Below are 24,015 nucleotides of genomic sequence, written 5' to 3'. Positions count from 1 at the left end.
AAGTAATAGGTTAAAAAAGACTTAAAACATTATTTCTTTCCTATAGGATAGAGTTCTTGATGGATGAAGTCTTTTGGGAATTTTTCATCTCCGTCAAAACCTAACTCAATATCACGTCCATTGTAAGGAATGTAGTTGGTTTTAAAAATGTAGTCCCATATACTTAGTGTAATACCAAAGTTAACACCCATTCTTCTTTCTGGTGGAAGCTCTTTAGCATGATGCCAAATATGCATTCTAGGATTATTTAAAATATACTTTAACCAACCATAATCCCAATTAATATTGGCATGATTTAAGTGTCCAATAGTAATATTGAAAAAGTGCACAATAGCTACATCTTGTGCTGTGAATCCGCCCATAATAGCTAGCGGAATGTATTTCATTGAGTTGTATACCACAGGTTCCATCCAGTGATAACGAAGGTGTGCTGCAAACCCCATTTGTTTTACGGAATGATGTACTTTGTGAAAGTTCCATAAAAATTCATATCTGTGGAGTAAAGTATGTGTGAACCACTGTACAAAATCAATAATGATAAAAAATACTGTAATTCTTGCCCAATAGGGAAATGTATTAATATCAAACAATTGAAAACTAGCAACTGATAAACCAACTAGACCAAGGATGTCATTAAATAACTGCTCTGCTGTGTTTGATAAAGCAATAAGGACTATAAGATTTAATAAAAAGAAATTGAAAAACATGTAAAAAGTATCCAGCCAAAAATCTTTACGAAATAAAGGTTGGTTTTTACGCCAAGGAAATATAATTTCTAATGCCCAAACAACAAGAGAAATTATGATTAAACCATAAAAGTAATTCTCCCAGTTTAACTCCATAAGTACTGACTGCTTAATGTAATTCCAGTAACCAGTATATGAGTTTTTTATAATGTCTATGTACTTATCCATAAAGAATCTAAAAGTAGCAATTACAAAATATAAATTAGTTAAATTATTTCTAAGATTTTAAAAATTCCTGCGCTTATAATAGCGGCTATAGGTAAAGTAAGTATCCACGATAGTAAAATGTTAGTAATCACTTTATAATTAGCTTTTTTGGTAACTGTTCCAATACCAAATAGAGAGCCAACTGATACATGTGTAGTGGAAACAGGTAAGCCATGTACGCTGGCAGTAGTTACAAGTAGTCCAGTAACAATATTAGCAGTAAACCCTTGACCAGAATTCATTTTAGTAATTTTTTTACTCATAGTTTCACCTACATTTTTTGCGTTTAACAATCCACCCAAAGCCATAGTTACTGCAATTAATATCATACTCCACTTTAAGTCAATGCTATTGGCAATAATTAACAAACCTACAATCTTCGGAGTATCATTTAATCCTCTAGCAAAACTAACAACACCCGAACTTAAATAATGTAAACTATTTAAGATTCTTACAGAAGAAAAGCTAAATAAAGTTGGGTTATTTTTGTTTAAGCTTGGAATTTGTTTTCGTATAAACTTAAAAATAAGATAAACGATTAAGCTTAAAATGGTAGCTATTAAAGGACTAACAATTAAAGGAAAAAGAAAAGTGCTAGTCAGTAATTTAAAATTAAAAGTATTCCCTACAGCTATAATTCCTGTGCCAAATAAAGCTCCAACTAAACTATGTGTAGTAGAAATAGGCATTCCTATTTTTGTCGCTAAAAATACTGTGATAGCTGCTCCCATAGCGATGGCTATGGCAAATATTGGTGTTTGAATCAAATCATTTGGAACTAAACCCTTTCCTGAGAAGTTTTTTACCAATTCATCTGCCAAAAAAATTGCTGCTACAGAACCAGAAAAGGTAGTTAAGGTAGCCCAATTGATAGCTTTTTTATAATTGGTTGTTCCAGACCCAAATAGGGTGGCAACACCTTTAAAATTATCATTAGCTCCATTACTGTAGGCAAGAAAGCAGGCAGCTAAAAAAAGTAGTAAAAAAATCATAAGTTTAATTTAAGTATGACTCCTTTGACGGTAGAATTAAATTAAACTTACATGTATAAAATTAAACAGCCATCAAAGTATCTTTGATGGCTGTTTAAGGTGTTAAAAACAAGCGAACTACTTCTTGTTAGCTTCTTTAATATATTTTTCTAAAGCCATTGTCATTGAAGGTGTTTCAGGTGTTGGTGCAGCAATATCTACACGTAAACCTCTATCTTCAACAGCTTTGATGGTGGTATTACCAAACACGGCTATTCGAGTATTGTTTTGTTTGAAATCAGGGAAGTTTTTAAATAAACTATCAATTCCTGATGGACTAAAGAATACTAAAATATCATAAAAAACATCTTCTAAATCAGATAAATCACTTACAACAGTACGATATAAATCTGCTCGCTTCCAATCTACACCCAACTTATCTAGTTCAGCAGGGATTAAAGGTTTTAACTTATCCGAAGAAGGAAGTAAAAACTTTTCATCTTTATGTTTCTTAATTAATTTAGTTAACTCTGGAAATGTTCTACTACCAACATAAATTTTACGTTTACGATATACAACGTATTTTTGTAAATAGTATGCTACAGCTTCAGACTGACAGAAGTATTTCATATCATCAGGAACTGTAAAGCGCATTTCTTCAGCAATTCTAAAAAAATGATCAACAGCATTTCTACTAGTAAGTATTATTGCTGTGTAATTGTTTAAATCAACTTTTTGAGCTCTTACCTCTTTAACAGGAATTCCCTCGACATGAATAAACGATCGAAAGTCAACCTTCACCTTTTGCTTTTCTGCCAAATCAAAATATGGCGATGTTTCTGTTTTCGGTTTAGGTTGAGAGACTAAAATAGTTTTAACTTTCATAAACTTTCTCTTTATTACGTAGTTGTTGTTTTATAAAGAATTAATAGCGGTGCTATTTCAAGGGTGCAAAAGTACAAAATAAAATAAAATAACTTGCTAATTACAAGCTTTTTATTATTTGTTAAAATTAAAAAGGCCCTAAAAATAAGCAAGATACCGAAAGAATAGATTAAAAAAAGTTTGTTGGTAAATGTGTATTGGTATAGTATGATAAAAGGGAGTAACCATATACTAAGAACATACAAATATCCTGATTTCGTGTGTAAAAAGTAATTTACAATTGATGATAAACCTAAAGTGTTTGCTAATGCGTAATCTATTAAGAAACGTAGTGAGAAATACAGAATGACAAATAGAAGTAATCCTATAAAAGCTAAAAAGCTATGAAAGTATATCTCCGATACTAAAGTCAAGAATAAAAACAGAGAAATAACAATTGATGAAAAAGAAAATAAGAGTAATTTAAAAGGGGTAAAAAAAGAGGCTCCTTCTTCTGTTCTTTTATGAAAAAAACCTGGAGTTATAAAAGCAATAGTATATCCGTATAATTTGGTCGGCTTTAAAGATTTCATCATAGCCAATAGTACAATAGCCAATACGATAACTAAAGTAATCCAACTATCATGGTTTGTAATTCGTTCTACTGCTTGCAATTGCTTTTATACTTTTTTAATTAACACAAAATTAGTAATAAATAAGTGTATCTTTGCCCAGATTTATATGAAAATTACATGAAGTCAGACGCTTTAGTCATAATTCCTACCTATAACGAGAAAGAAAACATCGAAGCTATTATTCGAGCAACTTTTAGTCAAGAAAAGGTATTTCATGTATTGGTCGTTGATGATAATTCTCCTGACGGAACAGCAGCAATCGTAGAAAACTTACAAGAAGAATTTCCAAGTCAGCTTTTTATTGAAAAAAGAGAAGGAAAAAGCGGTTTAGGTACTGCATACATTCATGGATTTAAATGGGCAATTTTTAATAAATATGATTATATCATAGAAATGGATGCCGATTTTTCACATAACCCTAACGATTTAATTCGACTGTATAATGAATGTGCTAATGAAGGAGCAGATGTAGCTATTGGGTCAAGGTATTCGGTGGGGGTTAATGTAGTTAACTGGCCAATGAGCAGAGTCCTTTTATCATATTTTGCATCAAAGTATGTACGACTAATTACCAGAATGCCTATTCATGATACTACTGCAGGGTTTGTATGCTATAAAAGAAAAGTGCTAGAAACAATCAAGTTAGATAAAGTTAAGTTTGTAGGCTATGCATTTCAAATAGAAATGAAATACAAGGCATGGAAGCATAAATTTAACATTAAAGAGGTTTCAGTTATCTTTACTGATAGAGTCTTAGGGAAGTCAAAGCTAAGCAAAGGAATCATTAAAGAAGCTGTCTTCGGTGTGATAAAAATGAGAATTAACGGATTACCCAAATAACAACATGCAATCATATTTAATTAAAAACGCACAAATCGTTAACGAAAACAAGGTTTTTAAAGGCGATGTTTTAATAGAAGGAGAATTTATTAAGGAGATAGGAGAAAACATAATTCCTACCGATGATGTATTAATGGTTGATGCGGAAGGAAAGTTCTTAATTCCTGGTATGATTGATGACCAAGTACATTTTCGCGAACCAGGTTTAACACATAAAGCTAATATTGCTACAGAAAGTAAGGCAGCAATTGCTGGAGGAATTACGTCGTTTATAGAAATGCCGAATACGGTACCTCAAGCCACAACTCAAGAATTATTAGCAGATAAGTTTGATATTGCAAGTAAAACATCATACGCAAACTATTCGTTTATGTTTGGTGGAACGAATGATAATTTAGAAGAATTGTTAAAAACAAACCCTAAAGATGTTGCGGGTATCAAGTTGTTTTTAGGTTCTTCAACAGGAAACATGTTGGTAGATAATGAAGAGGTTCTAGAGAAAATATTTTCTTCAACTAAAATGTTAATCTCTGTACATTGTGAAGACGAAGCAACTATTAGAAAAAACACAGAAGAGTATAAAGCAAAATATGGAGATGATATCCCTGTAAAATATCACCCGTTAATTCGTAGTGAAGAAGCTTGTTATTTATCTTCTTCAAGAGCAATTGAATTAGCAAAGAAAACAGGTGCACGTTTACATATTTTCCACTTATCTACAGAAAAAGAAACGCATTTATTTAGAAATGATATTCCATTAGAAGAAAAGCAAATTACTGCTGAGGTTTGTGTACATCACTTATGGTTTACAGATGCTGATTATGACAAAAAAGGAACACACATTAAGTGGAATCCTGCTGTGAAAACACAAAAAGATAAAGATGGTTTATGGAAAGCCTTGTTAGATGATAGAATTGATGTCATTGCAACTGACCATGCACCACATACTTTAGAAGAAAAGGATAACGTATATACAAAAGCACCTAGTGGAGGACCATTAGTACAACATGCAGTTACAGCTGTTTTAGAAAAGGTGAAAGAAGGAGTGTTGCCAATTGAAAAAGCGGTAGAGAAGATGAGTCATAACCCAGCAAAAATCTTCAAAATTGAAAAAAGAGGTTTCATAAAAGAAGGTTTTTATGCTGATTTAGTTTTAGTTGACGCTGATAAAAAATGGACAGTAGATAAAGAAAATTTACTGTATAAATGTGGATGGTCACCGTTTGAAGGAGTTGAGTTTTCAAATCAAATAACACATACATTTGTAAACGGAAACTTAATGTATAACGAGGGAGTTTTTAACGAAGAAATTAAAGGAAAACGATTATTATTTAACAGATAAATGAAGTCTTTTTTTTACATATGTATTGGTTTGCTTTTGGTGTCGTGTACTAGTAATACGATATACAAAAAGCCTGAAAACTTAATTCCGAAAGATTCTATGGTTTCGTTATTAACTGATATGTATATAGCCTCTTCTGCTAAAAATCAAAAAAACAAATTTTTAAAACGAGAAAAGAACTATATGTTTTTGGTATACGAAAAGTATAGAATTGATAGTACTCGTTTTGATGCTAGTAACACATATTACACTTCTAAGGTTGATGAGTATGCAGAAATCTTAAAAAGAGTAAAAAGAAATATTGATTTATTAGATAGTTTATATAGAAAAAAACAGGAAGTTCAAGACTCTATAAAAGGAATTAAAAAGGGAGGTAAATTAAAAAGAGATACAGTTTTAGATAAGGAACTATTGTTGGATGATGCTCCTAAAGAGTTAATAAAAAGAGAAGATAGAGAGTTTGAAAAAAAAGACTTAAAGAAGATTAAGTAATTTACTTTTTAAACTCTTTAGAAACTCTTGCAATTACATTATTAACAGGCTCAAATTTAAAATCAAGTTGTTCTGTAATTTTTTCAGAAGTATAGAACGATTTGTTGTGTGCAGATTTAGCAGAGTTTTTAGTTAACAAAGGTTCTTTACCTGTAAGTTTTGTTAAAAGCCAATCCACTCTCCAAAATATTGAAGTAATCAGCTTTCCAACTTTCTTTGAAGGTCTTTTTTTATTCAGATTATCAGCAATACTAAATAGAACATCTTTAAACGATTTGTTTTCCGAAACAAGAATAAAACGTTCATTTTTTATATCAGAACCCATTAGGTTTATCATTGCTTTTACGACATCATATACTCCAACAAAACCAGTAACACCTTCTGTGTAAAATGTTAAGCTATTATTTATTTGGGTAAACATTTTCCCAGAACCTTCATTCCAAAAGCCACCACCCAGAATTACTCCAGGATTCACAATTACTACATTTAAATCTTCTTGGCTACCCCTCCAAACTTCCATTTCAGCACCATACTTGGTAATTGCATACCCATGATTTTCATCACTATCAACCCACTCATTTTCTTCGTTAATTGGTTTACCATTAATAGCATTACCAACAGAAGCGATAGAGCTTACAAAACAAAATTTATCAACATTTGCATCAATGGCAAAATTGATAAGGTTAGCAGTTCCTTCAATATTCACTTGGCGCATTTTTCTATAATCCTTTGGATTAAAAGAAACTAATGCAGCACAATGGTAAACTTGTGTAACGTTATCAAATACAGGCTCTAGTGAAGGGGTGTCGGTAATGTCAGCTTGTACCCATTCAATTTTTGAAAAAGACTGTTGCACATTATCGGTATAAAAAGAAAAGATTTTTTTAACATGTTCACGCTTTTTTCCAGTTCTAAAAATAGCTCGAATCTTGTCGTTTTTTTGGCTTAAATGATATAATAAATGTGAGCCTACTAAACCTGTTCCTCCTGTAACTAAAATCATAAAGCGAATTTAGTTTATTTTGGTTGATAAACTTATCTTTGCTTCTTTAAAAATAGAATAAAATGACCAAGAATTTAGTAGAAGAATTACAATGGCGTGGAATGATTCACGACATAATGCCAGGAACCGAAGAACAACTTCAAAAAGAAATGACATCGGTTTATATTGGTTTTGATCCAACTGCAGATTCGTTACACATTGGTAGTTTAGTTCCAATTATTTTACTAGTTCATATTGAAAAAGCAGGGCATCAACCAATCGCTTTAGTAGGAGGGGCAACTGGTATGATCGGTGATCCAACAGGAAAATCAGATGAACGTAATTTATTAAATGAAGAAGCTTTAGCAAAAAATGTTGCAGGTTTAAAAAGAACGTTAGGTCGCTTTTTAGATTTTGATAACGGAGCTAAAAACTCTCCTTTATTAGTAAACAATTACGATTGGATGAAAGATTTTTCATTTATCGAATTTGTACGAGATGTTGGTAAGAGAATCACTGTAAACTACATGATGGCAAAAGATTCTGTGAAAAAACGTATTACAGGAGAAGCAGGTAACGGAATGAGCTTTACAGAGTTTACGTATCAATTAATTCAAGGCTATGACTTCTATCACTTATATAAGACCTTAAACTGTAAATTACAAATGGGAGGTTCTGACCAATGGGGTAATATTACCACAGGTACAGAACTAGTTCGTAGAATGACACCAGGTGAAGATGCAAAAGCATTTGCAGCTACTTGTCCATTAATTACAAAAGCTGATGGTTCTAAATTTGGAAAATCAGAAGGAGGAAATGTTTGGTTAGATGCAGATAAAACATCAGTTTACAAATTTTACCAGTTTTGGTTAAATACTTCGGATGAAGACGCAGAAAAGTATATTAAAATATTTACATTTTTAGATAAAGATACTATAGATGCTTTAATTGCTGAGCATAAAGAAGCTCCGCATCAAAGAGTTTTACAAAAGAAATTAGCTGAGGAAGTAACAATTTTCGTACACTCTAAAGAAGAGTTAGATAAAGCAATAGCTGCCTCAAATATTTTATTTGGAAAGTCAACAGCTGAGGATTTAAAAAACTTAGATGAACAAACCTTTTTAGATGTATTTGATGGGGTACCACAAGCTGAGGTTACTTCAGAAGACATTGATAACGGATTAGACATGATTGCTGCTTTAGCTGCTAAGACAGGCTTCTTAAAATCAAATGGAGATGCAAGAAGGGCATTAAAAGAGAACTCAATATCAGTAAATAAGGAAAAAGTGGGTGAAGACTTTGTTATCACTTCAAAAGATTTAATTGCAGATAAATATGTGTTGTTACAAAGAGGTAAGAAAAATTACTTTTTGTTAAAAGTAGCATAAAGAATATAGTATATAAAATTAAAAGCCCTTAAAAGAAATTTCTTTTAAGGGCTTTTTGTTTGTGATATATAAACAAACGGGGGAAATCGTTATAATTATGAGACTGCTTTTAAATCAAACGTTAAAGGACATCTTTTACAATTAATTCCTTTCTTTTGATACTTATTGCAGCATTTACTTTTAGGTTTAATACAATTACTTGCACATGAAGAACTACAAGTAGTAGTTTTCTGTAATGTCTTAACAGAAGTTTTAGAGCTAACGTTCTTGGTTTCAGTATAAAAAACAATCATTATCTTTTCGTAAAATCCGTGCAAATATAAGTTTTTTATTTAGAATAAATTAAAATAAAACAAAAAACGTGAAATTTTATTGTTGGTTATCAGTAGGGATAGTAGTATCTTTGCGCTAGTAAAAGCCCTCTTTGTTGTTGAAGAAACTAAGCATATATTTTTTTGTTGCATTATACATGATAGCCATGTTGCGCCCAATAGCTCCTTTTGTTGAGTATGCAATAAATTATGATTATATATCAAAGGTTTTATGTATTAATAAAGATAAACCAGAATTAAACTGTAACGGTAAGTGTCAGTTAATGATGGAACTTGAAAAACAACAAGACGACGATTTTAAATCACTACGAATTTCAATGGAAGAATACCCTATTGGGTTTGTTTCTATCTTAAACATAGACTTAGAAGAAAAGCAGTTTATAAAAGAGAAAGGAACATTTTCTTATAAGAAAAATTATTACTACTTATTTAATCAAGAAGTATTTCATCCTCCTATTATTTAATCTTCATAATTAGCTATAATTACTACTAATTGGTTACAAATAACGTAATCAAAATGGTAGACTATTGTAAAATAAAAACAAGATTAAAAACACAATTTACAAGTAAAAGCTTTAATGATGCTCAGCATTGTTAAAGAAGTACTGTAGTACATAAAATTTAAAAGATGAAAAAAATATTAGCTTTCATAGCTTTGGCTATAGCGTTCACTTCTTGTAGTGATAATGAAATAATTAATGATAAATTAGAAGGGAAAAATGAAGTAGTAATAGAGTTTGATAATGGTTTTGCTGAAGATAAACTTTTGTTAGGAACTTCAACTTACACCAATGGAAACGACGAAACATTAACAATAAATTCTTTCGATTATATCGTAAGTAACTTTGTACTTGTAACAGAAGAAGGTGAGGAATTTGTATATCCTAAAGAAGAAAGTTACTTTATAATTAGTGAAGGAGGAGGAGATAAACCTAAGAAAATTCAAATATCACTTAAAGATGTGCCTGCTGGAAAGTATACAAAAATTAAATTCGGAATTGGTGTAGATCAAGAACGATTTATAGAAGGACAAGCAGTACAACAAGACTTTTGGACTTTAGCAGAAAGCTACAATTTAACTTGGAGCTGGCAAGCAGGGTATAAGTTCGTAGTTTTAGAAGGAAATTATAAAGAAAATGCAACGGATAATCCTTTTATGCTTCATATTGCAAGTAGAGGAACGACAGTTGACTTATACAAAGAGGTAACATTACCTATGGATGTTGCTATTGTAAGCAATGAGCAATCACCACAATTACATATTAAAGTAGATGCTAATACAATGTTAGATGGTAAATCTAAAATTAAACTTTCAGAAGGAGCAACTATTATGGGAGGAGATAAAGCTTCTTTAATTGCGGAGAATTATACTGAGATGTTTATGGTTCACCATGTACACCACACAAATCATCATTAATAATATTTAAATCTAAAGGATAGAGTGAGAGCTCTATTCTTTAGAGTTTTTTAAGTGTAATAGGCTAATTGTTTTCAATTAGCTACTAATACCCTATGTAATGAAAAAATTAATGATTGTATTGTTAGTATGCTCTTTCTTTAGTTGTAAAAAAGAAGAGGTATATACTAATGTAGAATTAGCTTTTGAAAAACCAAGCAATTTTCCTGAGCCACATTATAATTTAAGTTCAAACCCAATAACTGAAAAAGGTTTTGAATTAGGAAAGAAACTTTTTTATGAAGGAAAACTTTCTTCAGACGGAGTGGTTTCTTGTGCTTTTTGTCATCAGCAAAAGTTTGCGTTTACACACCATGGACATCAATTAAGTCATGGAGTAGAAGATAGAGAAGGAACTAGAAATGCACCACCAGTCCAAAATATGGCATTCCAAAAACAGTTTTCATGGGATGGAGCAGCTTTTCATTTAGATGTATTTCCAATAATACCTATTACAAATCCTGTTGAAATGGATGAAACCGTAACCAATATTTTGGAAAAACTACGACAAGACGCAGCTTATCGAAAATTATTTAGTCAAGCTTTTGAGGATGGACAGGTTAACGCTGATAATACATTTAAGGCGATGTCTCAATTTATGTTAATGATGGTCTCAGCAAACTCAAAGTATGATAAATATGTTCGGGTTGAAAAAGGAGGAGAGTTTTCTGAACAAGAGAAAAAAGGCTTAGAGCTTTTTAAGGCAAAATGTGCTTCTTGCCATACTTCAGATTTATTTACAGATGATGCTTTTAGAAACAATGGTTTACCAGTTAATCCAGAAATAAACGATTTGGGTAGAATGACTGTAACCTTATTAGAAGATGATAAATACAAGTTTAAAGTACCAAGCCTTAGAAATATTGAACTTACCGCTCCATATATGCATGATGGTCGATTTGGGTCACTAAAATCAGTATTAAATTTTTATGCAACAGGAGTTCAAGAAACTCAAAACTTAGATCCAATTCTTAAAAAAGAGGATGGAACAACAGGAATATCATTAAACGAACAAGAGAAGGAAGATATTATAGCCTTTTTAAAAACATTAACAGATGAAGAGTTTATCACAGATAAAAGATTTGCTGAGTAGAGTAATACCAATATTAATAGTATTAATTTCAGTACAAATACAAGCAAGCAACCCATTTCCTGAGCGTTACGAACTGTTTTTAGATTGTGATGCTTGTGGTTGTAGTAACAGTGGAGGTAGTTTAGGAATGGGAGGAGTTATAGATAATAATTTTATTGGAGTACGTTACTTACATCAAAAATACCAGTCTAAAGACGGAATTTTTAACAACTCTCCAATTATAAATGAGTATTTTAATACAGTACAAGTGTGGTCTAGAATTCCAATTATTAAAGAGTATTTAGAAGCCCAAGTTTTTGTTCCTTTCCATTTTCATTCAAGAGAATATGTGGAGAAAACAACAGCTATTGAAGGTTTGGGAGATATTTCTTTTTTAATTAACTATACTGTTTTAAATAAAAATACAGGAAATTATAAAGAAGAAAAAGACAAGGTTATTTCTTCTAGTCATATATTGAAAATAGGAGGAGGATTAAAGTTGCCTACAGGAACTTATAACGAAGCAATTAATAATTCAATAAACCCTAGTTTTCAATTAGGAACAGGGAGTACTGATGTAATTACCAACCTTCAGTATGTATATAAGAGAAATAATTTTGGAATTACAAATTATCTTAATTATTATATAAAAACAACAAATAAGGAAGAATATCGATTTGGAAATCAATTTAACTTTAATAGTACCTTTTTTTATATGTTTAAAGATAATAAGCAAAATAGCTTTGTACCTTCGGTAGGGGTTTCAGGAGAATTCTTTGCAAGTAATAGAACGCTCGGATTAAAAGTGAAAAATACAGAAGGATATGCGTTGTTTTCTAGTTTAGGAGCTGAGTATAATGCAAAAAAAATAACAGTAGGAGCCTTGGCGATGTATCCCATACAGCAAAATTTAGCACAAGGAACTATAGATGTAAAATACAGATCTGCTATTTACTTGAATTACAATTTTTAAGAAGATATGCTCCCGCTTTGTTAAGGATTAAAAGTAGTATTGTTTTTAAAAAAAGAGCAAATTTTACGTAAGGATTCTTAAATTTGGTGACAAATCCTCAGTTAATAATTAAAAATAAGAACATGAAAAAATCAATTTTATCAATTATCGTATTTGCTGTAACGTTAGTTTTTTCAAACGAAGTAGTAGCTCAAAAATTCGAAGGCTTAGATAAAAGTCCAATGGATGCAGCTACTTACCCAAGTAGTTATAGAATTTCAGATAAGAAAGTAAAAGTTATTTATAGCCGCCCACAATTAAAAGGAAGGTCTTTAGCAAAACTAGCTCCTATGGGAAAAGTATGGAGAACAGGAGCAAATGAAGCAGCTGAAATCACATTTTATAAAGATGTAACCTTTGGTGGTAAAAAAGTAAAAGCAGGAACGTATACACTATTTACAATTCCTGGAGAAAAAGAATGGACTCTTATTTTAAATACAGCCAAGAATGTTTGGGGATCTTACTTTTATAGTGAAAGTGAAGATGTAGTTAGAGTTACTGCTCCTACTTCTAAATCAGATGAAACAATTCAAGCTTTTTCTATTGCTTTTGATGGAGAAGATGATGAATTCTACATGTATATCGGATGGGATAACGTTATCGTTACTGTTCCTATAAAAGGATAAACAAAAGAAAATTTCAGAAATAAATAAAAGCATAACCAAATTGGTTATGCTTTTTTATTCTAAAGATTATTCATCCAACTTATATTTTAATTCAATATTGGTATCCATGAGGTAAGTAAATACAATAGAACCAAAATTAATAGGATGCTCTATATGCATTTCAAGAGGTAAAGTTAACGAGGACTCATTTCTTGTTAACCAGATATCGTTGTAAAGATGTACCAGTGTATCCAATATTAAGTAATTATACTGCTCAATATTAATTGAATTTACAGCTACTTTTTTATCAGGTAATTGAGTAGGGATAATTTCAGTTTTGTTTGATAAAATAGCCTCTCTAACATTTAAAATGGTATCAACTTCAATAGATGTATGCTTTGTGTCAGCAATAAGATCAGTAGCTAAACTCATTTTTATCAATACATTTTCTGGAATTACAGTAGTATCTTTTGGTAGTTGAGGAAGCAAGTTGAATAAAATAGGAACATAGCACTCCCTATATAACAAAGCATCCAACGTTTCACTAAACAGTATATGATACTTTTCAGGTTCAGGTATTTTAAAAGTAACAGCATCAGCAGTATAGTGATTTGTTACATAATTAGTAAGCTCCAGTTTTTTAATAAGACTTTTAGCATATTCTAAAGATTTATCATTAATCTCTAGTAAAGAAAATTGAATTTTTTTAGGAGAAAAAAGAGGGGCAATTAAAGTAACAAATGGAGCATATGGCCCACAACCCGCGTAAAAAATATTAATAGTTTTATCAGGGTGTTTTTGTTGTTTTTCTTTAATAGCCATTACCATAGCTTTTAAAAACTTCACGGTTCGTTTATAATCTAACAAACATTGAGCAGCATGATTTAACCCTAAAGCTTTTCCTTTAGCTGTATTAACAGCAGCAAGATGCTCCATATTCTGATCAAATCCAGTAAGTTGAATTAGTTCTCGGAAATAAGAATGTATTTCGTTAATTATACTTTCAACCTCAGGCTGTTTAAGAGAATCTTTAAGTAAAGCAGATACTTTTTCTTTAATATTTAAAGCAGTTATATTTTCGTTCATAAGTAGGTTAGTTGTTGAGTTCCCTAAATTAGAAAAATAGAACTAGTTAAAAAAGGTAAATATTTGGTTAGGTTAATCTTTTTCCTAATACAAAAAGATTCGCTTATCACCTAAAAATGGTCACTAATGACTTTTTTTTGTATTGGAAGTTATTAGGTTGATACTTTGCAAAAAAGCTATTAAGAGCTTTAAAAAATTAACCTTAAAAAACCAAAAACATTTTATTATGTCTACAAACTACACTACGTTATCTGTTACCAATCGAACGCCAAAACCAGTAGAAGTTTATGTAACTTTTGCCGCTTCCAATAGCGCCAATAAATGTTGTTCATCACCTGTTGGAGTATCAAATTTTGGTTTTTTAACCAGCGTAAATAAATTAATGGGAAAGTTTGAGTTAGGAGCAGGAGAAACACAAGAGTTTGATCCGAAAGGAGAATGTTTTAGTGGAAATATTTGTTTTTATATAGAACCACAATGTCCAGTTGAAGGAGCAGACTTTAACCACGGAAAAGAAGGGACTAGTATCGCGGAATTTACATTAAACCCTAATACACCTTGTGCTGAAGCATTTGACATAAGTTGTGTTAATGGCGTAAATAGTTTTATTGCTATGGAAGTAGATAAGGATGGTGGTTGGAATTATGGCCCTAATAAAACACCTATTGCTAGAATTTTTAATAAAGAATTACAGCAAAATTCAGGTAACCCGGGAGTATTTCCTGTAAACTGTACCGATTGCATTCAATTAGTAGGTAGCAAACCATGTCCGGTATTACCAACAGGACCTGCTCAAACAGAAAGAATTTGTAATATTCAAAGATCAGGAAGAGGAGGAACTTTAAAGGTAATTTTAACAGATCCAACATTAGGATAATATAAAAAATCTCTCTTATTTCAATTTTTAAACCTTGCAAACCTTTTTTAAGACTTGTGAGGTTTTTTTGAAAGTATTTAGTTTTTTATAGAGTATTAAAAGAGCTAAACTTTTTACTTATCAACAATAACTGTAAATTTGCATCCTTTAAAACAAGCGATTACAAATGCAATACAATCACCAAGAGATAGAAAAAAAGTGGCAAAAGTACTGGGCAGATCAAGGTACGTTTAAAGCTGAAAATAATTCTGATAAACCAAAATATTATGTGTTAGATATGTTTCCTTACCCATCTGGAGCAGGATTACACGTAGGGCATCCGTTAGGGTATATCGCATCTGATATTTATGCACGTTACAAGCGTCATAAAGGATTTAATGTATTGCATCCACAAGGGTATGATTCTTTTGGGTTACCTGCTGAACAATATGCGATTCAAACAGGACAACATCCAGCAATTACGACAGAAACGAATATTAAAACTTACCGTCGTCAGTTAGATAATATTGGGTTTTCGTTCGATTGGTCTCGAGAAGTTCGTACTTCAAATCCAGAATATTATAAATGGACACAGTGGATTTTCATTCAATTGTTCAACTCTTGGTACAATAAAGACACAGATAAAGCAGAAGATATTGCAACCTTAGTAGCAAAGTTTGAAGCAGAAGGAAATACGAATGTGAATGCAGTTGCTGATGAAGATATAACTATTTTTTCTGCGGAAGAATGGAAAAACTTCTCTGACAAAGAACAACAAGAAATACTATTACAATACCGTTTAACATTTTTATCTGATACTGAAGTAAACTGGTGTCCAGCACTAGGAACGGTATTAGCAAATGACGAAATTGTAAACGGTGTCTCAGAACGTGGGGGTCATCCAGTAGTTCGTAAAAAAATGACCCAATGGTCTATGCGAATTTCTGCATACGCACAACGTTTATTAGACGGATTACAAAATATTGATTGGCCGCAACCATTAAAGGATAGTCAAACTAACTGGATCGGTCGTTCTCAAGGTGCCATGGTTTCTTTTGATGTTGACGGACACGATGCTAAAATAGACGTATTCACAACACGTCCTGATACTATTTTTGGAGTGTCTTTTATGACCTTAGCTCCAGAGCATGATTTAGTGGCGAAAATTACTACAGCTGAGCAAAAAGAAGCGGTAGAAGCCTATGTTGAAGCTACAGCAAAACGTTCTGAGCGCGATCGTATGGCAGATGTAAAAACAATCTCGGGAGTATTTACAGGTGCGTATGCATTGCATCCGTTTACAGGAAAACAAGTACCTATTTGGATTGGTGATTATGTATTAGCAAGCTACGGTACAGGAGCGGTTATGGCGGTACCATGTGGTGACCAACGTGATTATGATTTTGCAAAACACTTCGGATTAGAGATTCCAAATATTTTTGCAGATATAGATATTTCTGAAAAAGCAAATGATGCTAAAGACGGAATTAAATTAGCTAACTCTGATTTCTTAGATGGTTTAAATTATAAGAAAGGGATGAAAACTGTAATCTACGAATTAGAAAAACGTGGATTTGGTTACGGAAAAATAAACTATCGTTTACGTGATGCAGTATTCAGTCGTCAACGTTATTGGGGAGAACCTTTCCCAGTATACTACAAAGATGGTATGCCACAAATGATTGATGCAAAACATTTGCCAATTGTATTGCCAGAAGTTGAGAAATACTTACCAACTGAAGATGGAAAACCACCGTTAGGAAATGCTGAGGTTTGGGCATGGGACGTTGAAAAAAATCAAGTAGTTTCTAATGAATTAATTAATAACGAAACTGTTTTTCCTCTTGAACTGAATACGATGCCAGGGTGGGCAGGAAGTTCTTGGTATTTTAACCGTTATATGGACTCGAATAACGAAGGAGAGTTTGTAAGTAAAGAAGCGGTTGACTATTGGAAGCAAATAGATTTATATATTGGAGGTTCTGAACATGCTACAGGGCATTTATTATATGCACGTTTTTGGCAAAAATTCTTGTTTGATAGAGGATTGTTACCAGTAGATGAGTTTGCAAAAAAACTAATCAACCAAGGTATGATTTTAGGAACTTCTGCTTTTGTATATAGAGTAGAAGGAACAAATACATTTGTTTCTAAAGGGTTAATAGGAGATAAAAAAGTACAACCTATTCATGCTGATGTTTCATTGGTAAATTCTTCTGATGAATTAGATGTTGAAGCTTTTAAAGAGCATCCATTAAATGTTGATTTCAAAGATGCTGAATTCATTTTAGAAGATGGTAAGTACATTGTTGGTCGAGAGGTTGAAAAAATGTCAAAATCAAAATACAATGTGGTGAATCCAGATTTAATTTGTGAAGAATATGGTGCGGATAGTTTACGTTTATTTGAAATGTTCTTAGGGCCGTTAGAGCAAACAAAACCATGGAAAACTTCAGGGATTTCAGGAGTGTATTCTTTCCTAAAGAAATTATGGAAATTATTCACAGATGAAAACGGAATCAATGTTTCTGATGCTGAACCAACCAAAGACGAATTAAAAACCTTACACAAAACAATTAAAAAAGTAGAAGAAGATATTGAGAACTTCTCGTTCAACACATCCGTTTCTACTTTCATGATTGCGGTAAATGAGTTAACAGCGTTAAAATGTAACAAACGAGCTATTTTAGAACCATTGTTAGTATTAATTTCTCCGTATGCACCACATATTGCAGAAGAATTATGGAGTCAGTTAGGACACAATGAGTCTATTTCAACCGTAGCTTTTCCAAAATTTGAAGAGAAGCATTTAGTTGAGAGCTCGAAGAATTATCCAGTTTCTTTCAATGGAAAAATGCGTTTTACCTTAGAGTTACCGTTAGATATGAACAAAGACGAAATTGAAAAAACGGTCATGGCACATGTAAAAACGCAACAACAATTACAAGGAAGAGAGCCTAAAAAAGTAATTATTGTCCCAGGAAAAATCATAAATATTGTAGGGTAAGCTAACCTTATAAATATAAAAAGCCCACAAGCAATTAATTTGTTTGTGGGTTTTTATTTTTAAACTAAATTCGCGCCTTGTAAAAACAAATTAAAATTTCAACGAATGAAAAAGATTTTTAAAATTAGTTATGCGGTTTTGATGTGCCTAACTTTAGTAATGAGTAGCTGTTCTGATAGTGATAATGATCCAGCTGGAATTGCAAACACAAAATTATCAGGAAACGTATTTGGAACAAGTTTTACGGCAGAAGGAGGTAAAGCATTTATGTCTGGAAATAATGAACTTTCAGTACATATTACTAATATACAAGCAGACTGTAGTTCTGATATTTTTGATTATGAGTTAGAAATTTCAACTTATGTGAAAGCTGAGTTAGGAACTTATGATAATGTGAATGTAGTTTTTAGTAAGAAAGGATCTAATCCTTTAAACTTTTTTCAAGGAGTTGCTGAGGTTGTAAGATTTACAAATAATGAGCTTACTATAAAAATAAAAGCAAATTCAAGTGCTGATAATTCAATAGAAGGATTCTTTACAGTTCCTTTTTGTGAGTAATAATAAAATATTGTTTTTAGAAAAAGCTTTTGCATTAATGTAAAAGCTTTTTTTATACAAAAAAACCAAAAACTTTTCTCAAATTTGCTCTTCAAAAAAATAAAATATGGAAAAAATATCTCTTAACAATTCTTGGTTCTTTGCAATAATCCCAATAGGGATTTTTATTTTCGTAGCATTTCCACAATTTCAAAATATGTACGAATCGTTTCATAAAAGAGAAATTGAAGTACAACAAAGTGTACGAAAACTAGACTCATTACAACAGCTTACAAATCCCACAAGAAAAGATTTAAATGATATAAAACGCCTTGAAATAACTGCCCCACTTCATAAGTTAAGTATAAGTAAACAGCGATATACTTACTATAAAACTGGTGGGATGTTAGCGGTATTAGCTTTTATGTTTATAGGTATGTTTGGCTCTAGTTATTGGGCTAAAAGAAAGAAAAACTCACCAACGAATAAACAAATAGAGTTTTCTTTTGGTGACTTTACAACTGATGCTATTGGGCAAAATATTTCTTGGAGTGCTGTTAAAGGTTCAGGAAGTAATTTTTTAAGTGAACGATTGCGAAAAACAGCTTTTGGCTATAAAATAACCTCTAGCTCTTATTTGAAATTTGTAGCCTGGAGTTTCCTTTTAATGGGGTTAAACTATGTGGTTTGGTCTTATATAGAGTTTTTTGAGTTTTCAAAAGAACCGTTAACATTTATGCATGGAGGTAAGTTGTTTTTCATTTCAGGTGGTCCTTTTGTATTGATAGGTGTTTTCTTGCTATTTTCTTTTGGAGCTAAAGCGTTTTTAAACTCACACAAGAGAAAAGTATTAGTTGATGGTGAAATAATACCTTTTCAACAAGTGTATGCGTTACAAGTATTATCAAAATTTATCCAAGGAAATAAATCAGGAGGTTATTACTGTTACGAGGTGAATTTAGTTACTCAAAATGGAGAACGCTATAATTTACTTAACCACGGTGATAAAGAATATTTGTTAAGTGATATGGTAAAAATAAGTAGGTTTTTAAAAGTACCTGTTTGGAATAACGGTGTAGCTTAAAATAATTTATAGTATTTGATAAACTTTTACTAATTTACACAAATACAAATCGTAAAAGCAGTTATTATTATATCCTGTAAAAAAAAATCATCCAATATATGTTACTTTTCTTCAGTAAATAAAATACCAGAAAAGGTTTGGAAAGAGCTTGAATGTACAGACAATATGTACCTTCAACCAGCATATTTAGAAGCTTTAGAAAAAAACAATCAACAAATACAGTTTTCTTATATTTTATTATTTGATGAAAAAGATGAAGCTATAGCTTTTGCTACCATCAAGTTAGTAGATTTTTACTTAGATAGTGTTCAAAACGATTTGCAATCGGTTGTGGAATGGATGCGATGTATGGGGAGAAAACTACATTTATTGTCTTCTCAAAAAACATTTAAAATACTTACATGTGGTAATACATTTGTAAGTGGAGAACACGGAATATTCATAAAATCAAATCAAGATAAAAAACAAATTGTAAAAGAACTAGCTAAAGCTATTGTAGCCTTTGAAAAAGATATTTCAAAAGAAACAATAGATGCTTTTATGCTGAAAGATTTTGTTAACGAATCTCTTTTTATTACTGATGCACTGCATAATGTAGGTTATAATTCTTTTAATGTGGATCCTAATATGGTATTAACATTAGATAGTAATTGGAATACTTTTGATGATTATTTATCGGCATTAAAAACAAAGTATAGAGTAAAAGCTAAAAAGGCTTTAAAAATGAGTACAGGTTTACAAACGGAAGAGATAACAATTGAATCTTTAAAACAATTATTGCCTGAAATGGCGTTACTATATAAGAATGTATCAAATAAGGCGAGTTTTAATTTAGGGTACTTTAATATTGAAACGTACATGTGTTTAAAAGAAAACTTAAAAGATGATTATGTTATTAAGGTATATTGGTTAGGAGATAAGTTAGTTGGATTTTTGTCAGGAATGGTAAATCAAAACTCGTTAGATGCACATTTTGTGGGGATTGATTATACAGTTAATAGAACCTATGCAATTTATCAAAGAATGTTATATGATTATATCTCATTAGCAATTGATAATAATATAAAAACAATCAATTTTGGAAGAACAGCTAGTGAAATAAAAAGTTCTGTAGGGGCAGTACCTCAAGACTTAACAATTTATTTACGACATAGAAAAAGTATTCCAAACCGTATTTTAAGTTTATTTTTGAATAGAATTCAGCCAACAGAATTTAGGTTAATAAAACCTTTTAAAATAAAAAAAGTATAAAGAATTAAATCCTCTTTATTGTATTAACAAATGAAAAACACACAAGAATTATTAAATATACTTACCCTTGACGATTTAGGTGAAGGGAACTTTAACGGAGTAAGTAGAGATATAGGAAGCCCAAATGTTTTTGGAGGTCAAGTGTTAGCGCAAGCTTTAAATGCTGCTTATAGAACAACACCAAAGGAACGTATTTTACATTCGTTACATTCATATTTTTTAGAAGCAGGGAATTTAGAGTTACCTATAACTTATAACGTACAAACTATCCGTGATGGAGGTAGTTTTTCTACGCGTAGAGTAACAGCACATCAAAATGATAAAACAATTTTTATTTTGTCTTGCTCATTTCATAAAAAAGAAGATGGTTATGAGCATCAAATGCCAATAAAAGAGGACTTAAAACAACCAGAAGAGTTATTAAGTTGGACAGATATGTTGGATCAGTTTGGAGCTTTTTTACCAAAGAAAATGAAAGACTTTTTAAGTATTGAGCGTCCTATCGATTTTAAACCTGTACAAATTGTAAATCCGTTAGACCGAAAGGATTTACCACCAGTAGTTGATGTTTGGTTTAAATTAAAGGGAGAAACATCTGATTTAACACTAGGAATCAAACAGCAAATATTAACATATATATCGGACTATAATATTTTAACAGCTTGTTTAAATCCAAATGCAAGTGTAGCTAACTTTGGAAATACACAAATGGCAAGTTTAGACCATTCTATGTGGTTTTACCGCGATTTTGATTTTAATGATTGGATGTTGTTCTCTGTTGAAAGCCCTAATACTAATGGAGCAAGAGGCTTTGCTTGTGGGAATATTTATACTAGAGATGGTAAATTAATAGCTTCGGTAGCGCAAGAAGGTTTAATGCGTCCCATGAAAAAGAAGTAATAGCTATTATAAATTAAAGAAATAAAAAGCCGAGTTAATTAACTCGGCTTTTTTTGTTTGATTAAGCTTCTATTTCAGCTGTTTTCGTACTGATGTGAAACTCTTCGTATGTTTCTAGTAAACTCATTAATCCAGATACTAAATCTTGTGTCTCAATTAAAATACTAAAGTATAATGTAGTATTCTTTGGACTTGTTTCATCTGTTCTAATACGTTCTACTTGTTTTTCTATAGATTTAGATACATCTTTTAATAACTCTTTCTTTTCGTTAATAATATGTCCTAAATTATCAAAACTTCTATTTTCAAATGTATCAGCAATATCAGCTAATAGCTTAGAAAGCGTATTGTCAATACTTTTAAGATCTTTAATTTGTCCTTTTTTAAGGTTTTTATGGTTGTTGTTAACGTGCTTGTATGTAGCTCTAGAGATGTAGCTAATAGACTGTGCAACGTCTTGTAAATACCCTAAAATTAAGATATAGAACCTACTTGCTTGTACCGAAGTATCGTCTAAAGACTTAATAAAGTAGAATACACCGTCTTTTAAGTTATCAATTTCATCATTTAGTTTTGTAACGTGCTTGTCCGTTTTACGTAATTTAACTAAATCGTGCGTAGCAAGGTCTTTTACAACGCTTGAGTATAATTTATTAATGCGGTTAGCAACACCAGCAATATGATCTGAGCTTTCTTCAATCACACCGTTAATAGTGATTAATTCTGCTCGTTCCATATGTACTTGCTTCTTTTCTTCTTTAGATTTTTTTCTGTGTTGTAAAGTGTTTCTTGCAATTAAAAGAGCAACCACTAATAACAATACAGGAATCATTACCATATCCCAGCTAATTAAGTAAGCTACTAAAGCTGCAGTTAAGAAAGCTGTAATGGCTGTTAAGAACCATCCACCAATAACATTAATTACACCAGCAACTCTATAAACAGCACTTTCACGTCCCCAAGCTCTATCAGCTAAAGAGGTACCCATTGCTACCATAAATGTTACATAAGTGGTAGATAATGGTAATTTCATTGAAGTTGCAATAGAAATTAAAATACCAGCAACAATTAAGTTTACAGATGCTCTTACTAAATCGAAAGCAGGCATTTCGTAAGTTTTGTCTTTAGGTAATTCAATTACAGGTTTTTGAAACTTTGAATCGATAAAGTTTAAAGTCTTTTTAGGTATAATAGCACTAATACCTAGGTTTACTCCCATAGCTGCTCTAACTACAACTCTAGATAATGGGTTCGGTTGAAATTTTTCATGTCCGTCTCCTTGGCGAGATAAATCAATACCAGTTTTAATTACATTTCTAGCTTTGCTAGAAGTCCATAAAGTGACAACCATTACTGCTCCTGCCAATAATAATAACCATACATTAGAAGGTACTTTCTTAGCTAAAATACCCATAGAGAATGCATCAGGTGCAACACCAGATACTTCCCAAGCTTGGTATGAGTTCCAAGCAGCGATTGGTACACCAATAAAGTTTACTAAATCGTTACCAGAAAAGGCCATTGCTAAAGAGAAGGTACCTACACCAATAATCAATTTTAAGATATTGATTTTAAAAAAATGGATTAATACTTGAGATATAGCACTCCAAAAAATAAAGCCTCCAGCAATTATAACAAGTGTATTTCCTTCAATTAAATGTTTTATATCTTTATAAAAAGGAGTTCCTTTCATTCCTTTAACAAAGATAAAATATGTAATAGCTGTGATTGCAAAACCACCAAATAAAGCATTGATGTAACTAGCTCTTTTTTCAAAATTAAATGAATAAATTAAACGAGAAAAGAACTGTACGATTGCTCCAACAGAAAAGGCAACTACTACGGAGAGTAGAATACCATTTATAATCTGAATAGCTTTTTTATGGTTAATGTAGTTCCAAATGTCTGAAATTGATTGAGCGTCGTTGGCTGCAATTTTAATTAATGATACACAAACAGCTGCTCCTAATAATTCAAATACAATAGAAACCGTTGTTGATGTAGGCATTCCTAATGAGTTAAAGATATCTAATAGTAAGATATCAGTAATCATAACTGCCATAAAAATAAACATGATGTCTTGGAACATAAACATGCTAGGGTTAAAAATACCCTTACGTGCTACTTCCATCATACCACTTGAGGTAATTGCTCCAAAAAACACCCCAACACTCGCAATTATCATAATATTTCTTACTTTAATTGCTTTAGAACCGATTGCTGAATTTAAAAAGTTAACAGCGTCGTTACTAACTCCCACAACTAAGTCTACAATAGCTAAAACAGCTAAAGCGACTAGCATCAAAATATATGGATCTCCCATTTTTTAGTTTTTAATTAAGTTTTGCAA

General features: G+C 31.5%; 22 protein-coding genes. 15 read left to right on the top strand and 7 right to left on the bottom strand.

Annotation, left to right across the window (positions count from 1 at the left end; translation table 11 throughout):
* Positions 1-29: 29 nt before the first annotated feature.
* From C8N27_RS03740 to C8N27_RS03725, 4 genes are all read right to left on the bottom strand, one after another.
* A complete protein-coding gene (locus tag C8N27_RS03740; protein ID WP_121146331.1) occupies positions 30-914 on the bottom strand; it encodes a sterol desaturase family protein in 885 nt (294 codons plus the stop codon).
* Positions 915-952: 38 nt separating this feature from the next.
* Complete coding sequence (locus C8N27_RS03735; protein WP_121146330.1) at positions 953-1,945, bottom strand: inorganic phosphate transporter; 993 nt, start codon at positions 1,943-1,945, stop codon at positions 953-955.
* A 117-nt stretch (positions 1,946-2,062) separates the two neighbouring features.
* Complete coding sequence (locus tag C8N27_RS03730; protein ID WP_099214760.1) at positions 2,063-2,809, bottom strand: uroporphyrinogen-III synthase; 747 nt, start codon at positions 2,807-2,809, stop codon at positions 2,063-2,065.
* A gap of 14 nt (positions 2,810-2,823) precedes the next feature.
* Positions 2,824-3,462 (bottom strand): DUF4271 domain-containing protein, encoded by a 639-nt coding sequence (locus C8N27_RS03725; protein ID WP_099214759.1) that lies wholly within the window; start codon positions 3,460-3,462, stop codon positions 2,824-2,826.
* A gap of 78 nt (positions 3,463-3,540) precedes the next feature.
* On the opposite strand from C8N27_RS03725, the gene C8N27_RS03720 reads away from it, so the two are divergent.
* The 3 genes from C8N27_RS03720 to C8N27_RS03710 are packed head-to-tail and all read left to right on the top strand — an operon-like array spanning position 3,541 to position 6,097.
* Entirely contained in the window at positions 3,541-4,263 is a 723-nt protein-coding gene (locus C8N27_RS03720) for a polyprenol monophosphomannose synthase (protein ID WP_099214758.1), read from the top strand.
* A 4-nt stretch (positions 4,264-4,267) separates the two neighbouring features.
* The gene (locus tag C8N27_RS03715; protein WP_121146329.1) at positions 4,268-5,605 is read left to right on the top strand and encodes a dihydroorotase; all 1,338 of its coding nucleotides are present in this window, start codon (positions 4,268-4,270) and stop codon (positions 5,603-5,605) included.
* On the top strand, positions 5,606-6,097 hold the full coding sequence (locus C8N27_RS03710) for a DUF4296 domain-containing protein (protein WP_121146328.1): 492 nt from the start codon (positions 5,606-5,608) through the stop codon (positions 6,095-6,097).
* Position 6,098: 1 nt separating this feature from the next.
* On the opposite strand, the gene C8N27_RS03705 is transcribed toward C8N27_RS03710, so the two are convergent.
* Positions 6,099-7,100, bottom strand: a complete 1,002-nt coding sequence (locus C8N27_RS03705) for an SDR family oxidoreductase (RefSeq protein WP_121146327.1) — start codon at positions 7,098-7,100, stop codon at positions 6,099-6,101.
* 62 nt (positions 7,101-7,162) lie between these two features.
* Here C8N27_RS03705 and tyrS point away from each other — a divergent pair, with 62 nt between their 5' ends.
* The 6 genes from tyrS (at position 7,163) to C8N27_RS03675 (ending at position 12,965) form a co-directional block, all read left to right on the top strand.
* Complete coding sequence (gene tyrS / locus C8N27_RS03700; RefSeq protein ID WP_121146326.1) at positions 7,163-8,467, top strand: tyrosine--tRNA ligase; 1,305 nt, start codon at positions 7,163-7,165, stop codon at positions 8,465-8,467.
* Positions 8,468-8,897: 430 nt separating this feature from the next.
* Positions 8,898-9,263 (top strand): hypothetical protein, encoded by a 366-nt coding sequence (locus C8N27_RS03695; protein WP_147431701.1) that lies wholly within the window; start codon positions 8,898-8,900, stop codon positions 9,261-9,263.
* Positions 9,264-9,427: 164 nt separating this feature from the next.
* Positions 9,428-10,216 (top strand): MbnP family protein, encoded by a 789-nt coding sequence (locus tag C8N27_RS03690; RefSeq protein WP_121146325.1) that lies wholly within the window; start codon positions 9,428-9,430, stop codon positions 10,214-10,216.
* A gap of 100 nt (positions 10,217-10,316) precedes the next feature.
* A complete protein-coding gene (locus C8N27_RS03685; RefSeq protein ID WP_121146324.1) occupies positions 10,317-11,348 on the top strand; it encodes a cytochrome-c peroxidase in 1,032 nt (343 codons plus the stop codon).
* The gene (locus C8N27_RS03680) at positions 11,311-12,300 is read left to right on the top strand and encodes a transporter (RefSeq protein ID WP_121146323.1); all 990 of its coding nucleotides are present in this window, start codon (positions 11,311-11,313) and stop codon (positions 12,298-12,300) included. Before C8N27_RS03685 ends, C8N27_RS03680 begins: the two co-directional genes overlap by 38 nt.
* 122 nt (positions 12,301-12,422) lie before the next feature.
* Positions 12,423-12,965 carry a DUF2911 domain-containing protein gene (locus C8N27_RS03675; protein WP_121146667.1) on the top strand — a complete coding sequence of 181 codons (543 nt, stop codon included), beginning with the start codon at positions 12,423-12,425 and terminating at the stop codon, positions 12,963-12,965.
* Between the two features lie 66 nt (positions 12,966-13,031).
* Here C8N27_RS03675 and C8N27_RS03670 read toward each other — a convergent pair whose 3' ends face one another.
* Positions 13,032-14,030, bottom strand: coding sequence for an SAM-dependent methyltransferase (locus C8N27_RS03670; protein WP_121146322.1), 999 nt, complete (start codon positions 14,028-14,030; stop codon positions 13,032-13,034).
* A gap of 226 nt (positions 14,031-14,256) precedes the next feature.
* Between C8N27_RS03670 and C8N27_RS03665 the strand changes: the two genes are divergently transcribed.
* From C8N27_RS03665 to C8N27_RS03640, 6 genes are all read left to right on the top strand, one after another.
* A complete protein-coding gene (locus C8N27_RS03665) occupies positions 14,257-14,907 on the top strand; it encodes a hypothetical protein (RefSeq protein WP_147431700.1) in 651 nt (216 codons plus the stop codon).
* Positions 14,908-15,073: 166 nt separating this feature from the next.
* Positions 15,074-17,893: a leucine--tRNA ligase gene (leuS, locus tag C8N27_RS03660; RefSeq protein WP_121146320.1), complete on the top strand. Its 2,820-nt coding sequence runs from the start codon at positions 15,074-15,076 to the stop codon at positions 17,891-17,893.
* 105 nt (positions 17,894-17,998) lie between these two features.
* Positions 17,999-18,451, top strand: a complete 453-nt coding sequence (locus C8N27_RS03655; protein WP_099276567.1) for a hypothetical protein — start codon at positions 17,999-18,001, stop codon at positions 18,449-18,451.
* A gap of 106 nt (positions 18,452-18,557) precedes the next feature.
* Positions 18,558-19,514, top strand: coding sequence for a hypothetical protein (locus tag C8N27_RS03650; RefSeq protein WP_121146319.1), 957 nt, complete (start codon positions 18,558-18,560; stop codon positions 19,512-19,514).
* Between the two features lie 165 nt (positions 19,515-19,679).
* Positions 19,680-20,765, top strand: coding sequence for a GNAT family N-acetyltransferase (locus C8N27_RS03645; RefSeq protein WP_121146318.1), 1,086 nt, complete (start codon positions 19,680-19,682; stop codon positions 20,763-20,765).
* A gap of 30 nt (positions 20,766-20,795) precedes the next feature.
* The gene (locus C8N27_RS03640) at positions 20,796-21,665 is read left to right on the top strand and encodes an acyl-CoA thioesterase (RefSeq protein ID WP_121146317.1); all 870 of its coding nucleotides are present in this window, start codon (positions 20,796-20,798) and stop codon (positions 21,663-21,665) included.
* Positions 21,666-21,726: 61 nt separating this feature from the next.
* Here the strand turns inward: C8N27_RS03640 and C8N27_RS03635 are convergent, their stop codons facing one another.
* Positions 21,727-23,988, bottom strand: a complete 2,262-nt coding sequence (locus C8N27_RS03635) for an inorganic phosphate transporter (RefSeq protein ID WP_121146316.1) — start codon at positions 23,986-23,988, stop codon at positions 21,727-21,729.
* Positions 23,989-24,015 lie beyond the last annotated feature (27 nt).

Source organism: Tenacibaculum discolor, from assembly GCF_003664185.1.
In the GTDB taxonomy this organism is placed as follows: domain Bacteria; phylum Bacteroidota; class Bacteroidia; order Flavobacteriales; family Flavobacteriaceae; genus Polaribacter; species Polaribacter discolor.
Note: the sequence above shows the minus strand (reverse complement) of the source record. Positions and strands in the feature narration are given on the sequence as shown.

Excerpts from the sequence above, each read along its gene's own strand:
- C8N27_RS03645 (WP_121146318.1), top strand. The coding sequence starts at position 19,680 with ATGTACCTTCAACCAGCATATTTAGAAGCTTTAGAAAAAAACAATCAA.
- C8N27_RS03740 (WP_121146331.1), bottom strand. The coding sequence starts at position 914 with ATGGATAAGTACATAGACATTATAAAAAACTCATATACTGGTTACTGG.
- C8N27_RS03635 (WP_121146316.1), bottom strand. The coding sequence starts at position 23,988 with ATGGGAGATCCATATATTTTGATGCTAGTCGCTTTAGCTGTTTTAGCT.
- leuS (WP_121146320.1), top strand. The coding sequence starts at position 15,074 with ATGCAATACAATCACCAAGAGATAGAAAAAAAGTGGCAAAAGTACTGG.
- C8N27_RS03690 (WP_121146325.1), top strand. The coding sequence starts at position 9,428 with ATGAAAAAAATATTAGCTTTCATAGCTTTGGCTATAGCGTTCACTTCT.
- C8N27_RS03655 (WP_099276567.1), top strand. The coding sequence starts at position 17,999 with ATGAAAAAGATTTTTAAAATTAGTTATGCGGTTTTGATGTGCCTAACT.
- C8N27_RS03715 (WP_121146329.1), top strand. The coding sequence starts at position 4,268 with ATGCAATCATATTTAATTAAAAACGCACAAATCGTTAACGAAAACAAG.
- C8N27_RS03705 (WP_121146327.1), bottom strand. The coding sequence starts at position 7,100 with ATGATTTTAGTTACAGGAGGAACAGGTTTAGTAGGCTCACATTTATTA.
- C8N27_RS03675 (WP_121146667.1), top strand. The coding sequence starts at position 12,423 with ATGAAAAAATCAATTTTATCAATTATCGTATTTGCTGTAACGTTAGTT.
- C8N27_RS03650 (WP_121146319.1), top strand. The coding sequence starts at position 18,558 with ATGGAAAAAATATCTCTTAACAATTCTTGGTTCTTTGCAATAATCCCA.
- C8N27_RS03640 (WP_121146317.1), top strand. The coding sequence starts at position 20,796 with ATGAAAAACACACAAGAATTATTAAATATACTTACCCTTGACGATTTA.
- C8N27_RS03730 (WP_099214760.1), bottom strand. The coding sequence starts at position 2,809 with ATGAAAGTTAAAACTATTTTAGTCTCTCAACCTAAACCGAAAACAGAA.
- C8N27_RS03720 (WP_099214758.1), top strand. The coding sequence starts at position 3,541 with ATGAAGTCAGACGCTTTAGTCATAATTCCTACCTATAACGAGAAAGAA.
- C8N27_RS03680 (WP_121146323.1), top strand. The coding sequence starts at position 11,311 with ATGAAGAGTTTATCACAGATAAAAGATTTGCTGAGTAGAGTAATACCA.
- C8N27_RS03710 (WP_121146328.1), top strand. The coding sequence starts at position 5,606 with ATGAAGTCTTTTTTTTACATATGTATTGGTTTGCTTTTGGTGTCGTGT.
- C8N27_RS03670 (WP_121146322.1), bottom strand. The coding sequence starts at position 14,030 with ATGAACGAAAATATAACTGCTTTAAATATTAAAGAAAAAGTATCTGCT.
- tyrS (WP_121146326.1), top strand. The coding sequence starts at position 7,163 with ATGACCAAGAATTTAGTAGAAGAATTACAATGGCGTGGAATGATTCAC.
- C8N27_RS03735 (WP_121146330.1), bottom strand. The coding sequence starts at position 1,945 with ATGATTTTTTTACTACTTTTTTTAGCTGCCTGCTTTCTTGCCTACAGT.
- C8N27_RS03665 (WP_147431700.1), top strand. The coding sequence starts at position 14,257 with ATGTCTACAAACTACACTACGTTATCTGTTACCAATCGAACGCCAAAA.
- C8N27_RS03685 (WP_121146324.1), top strand. The coding sequence starts at position 10,317 with ATGAAAAAATTAATGATTGTATTGTTAGTATGCTCTTTCTTTAGTTGT.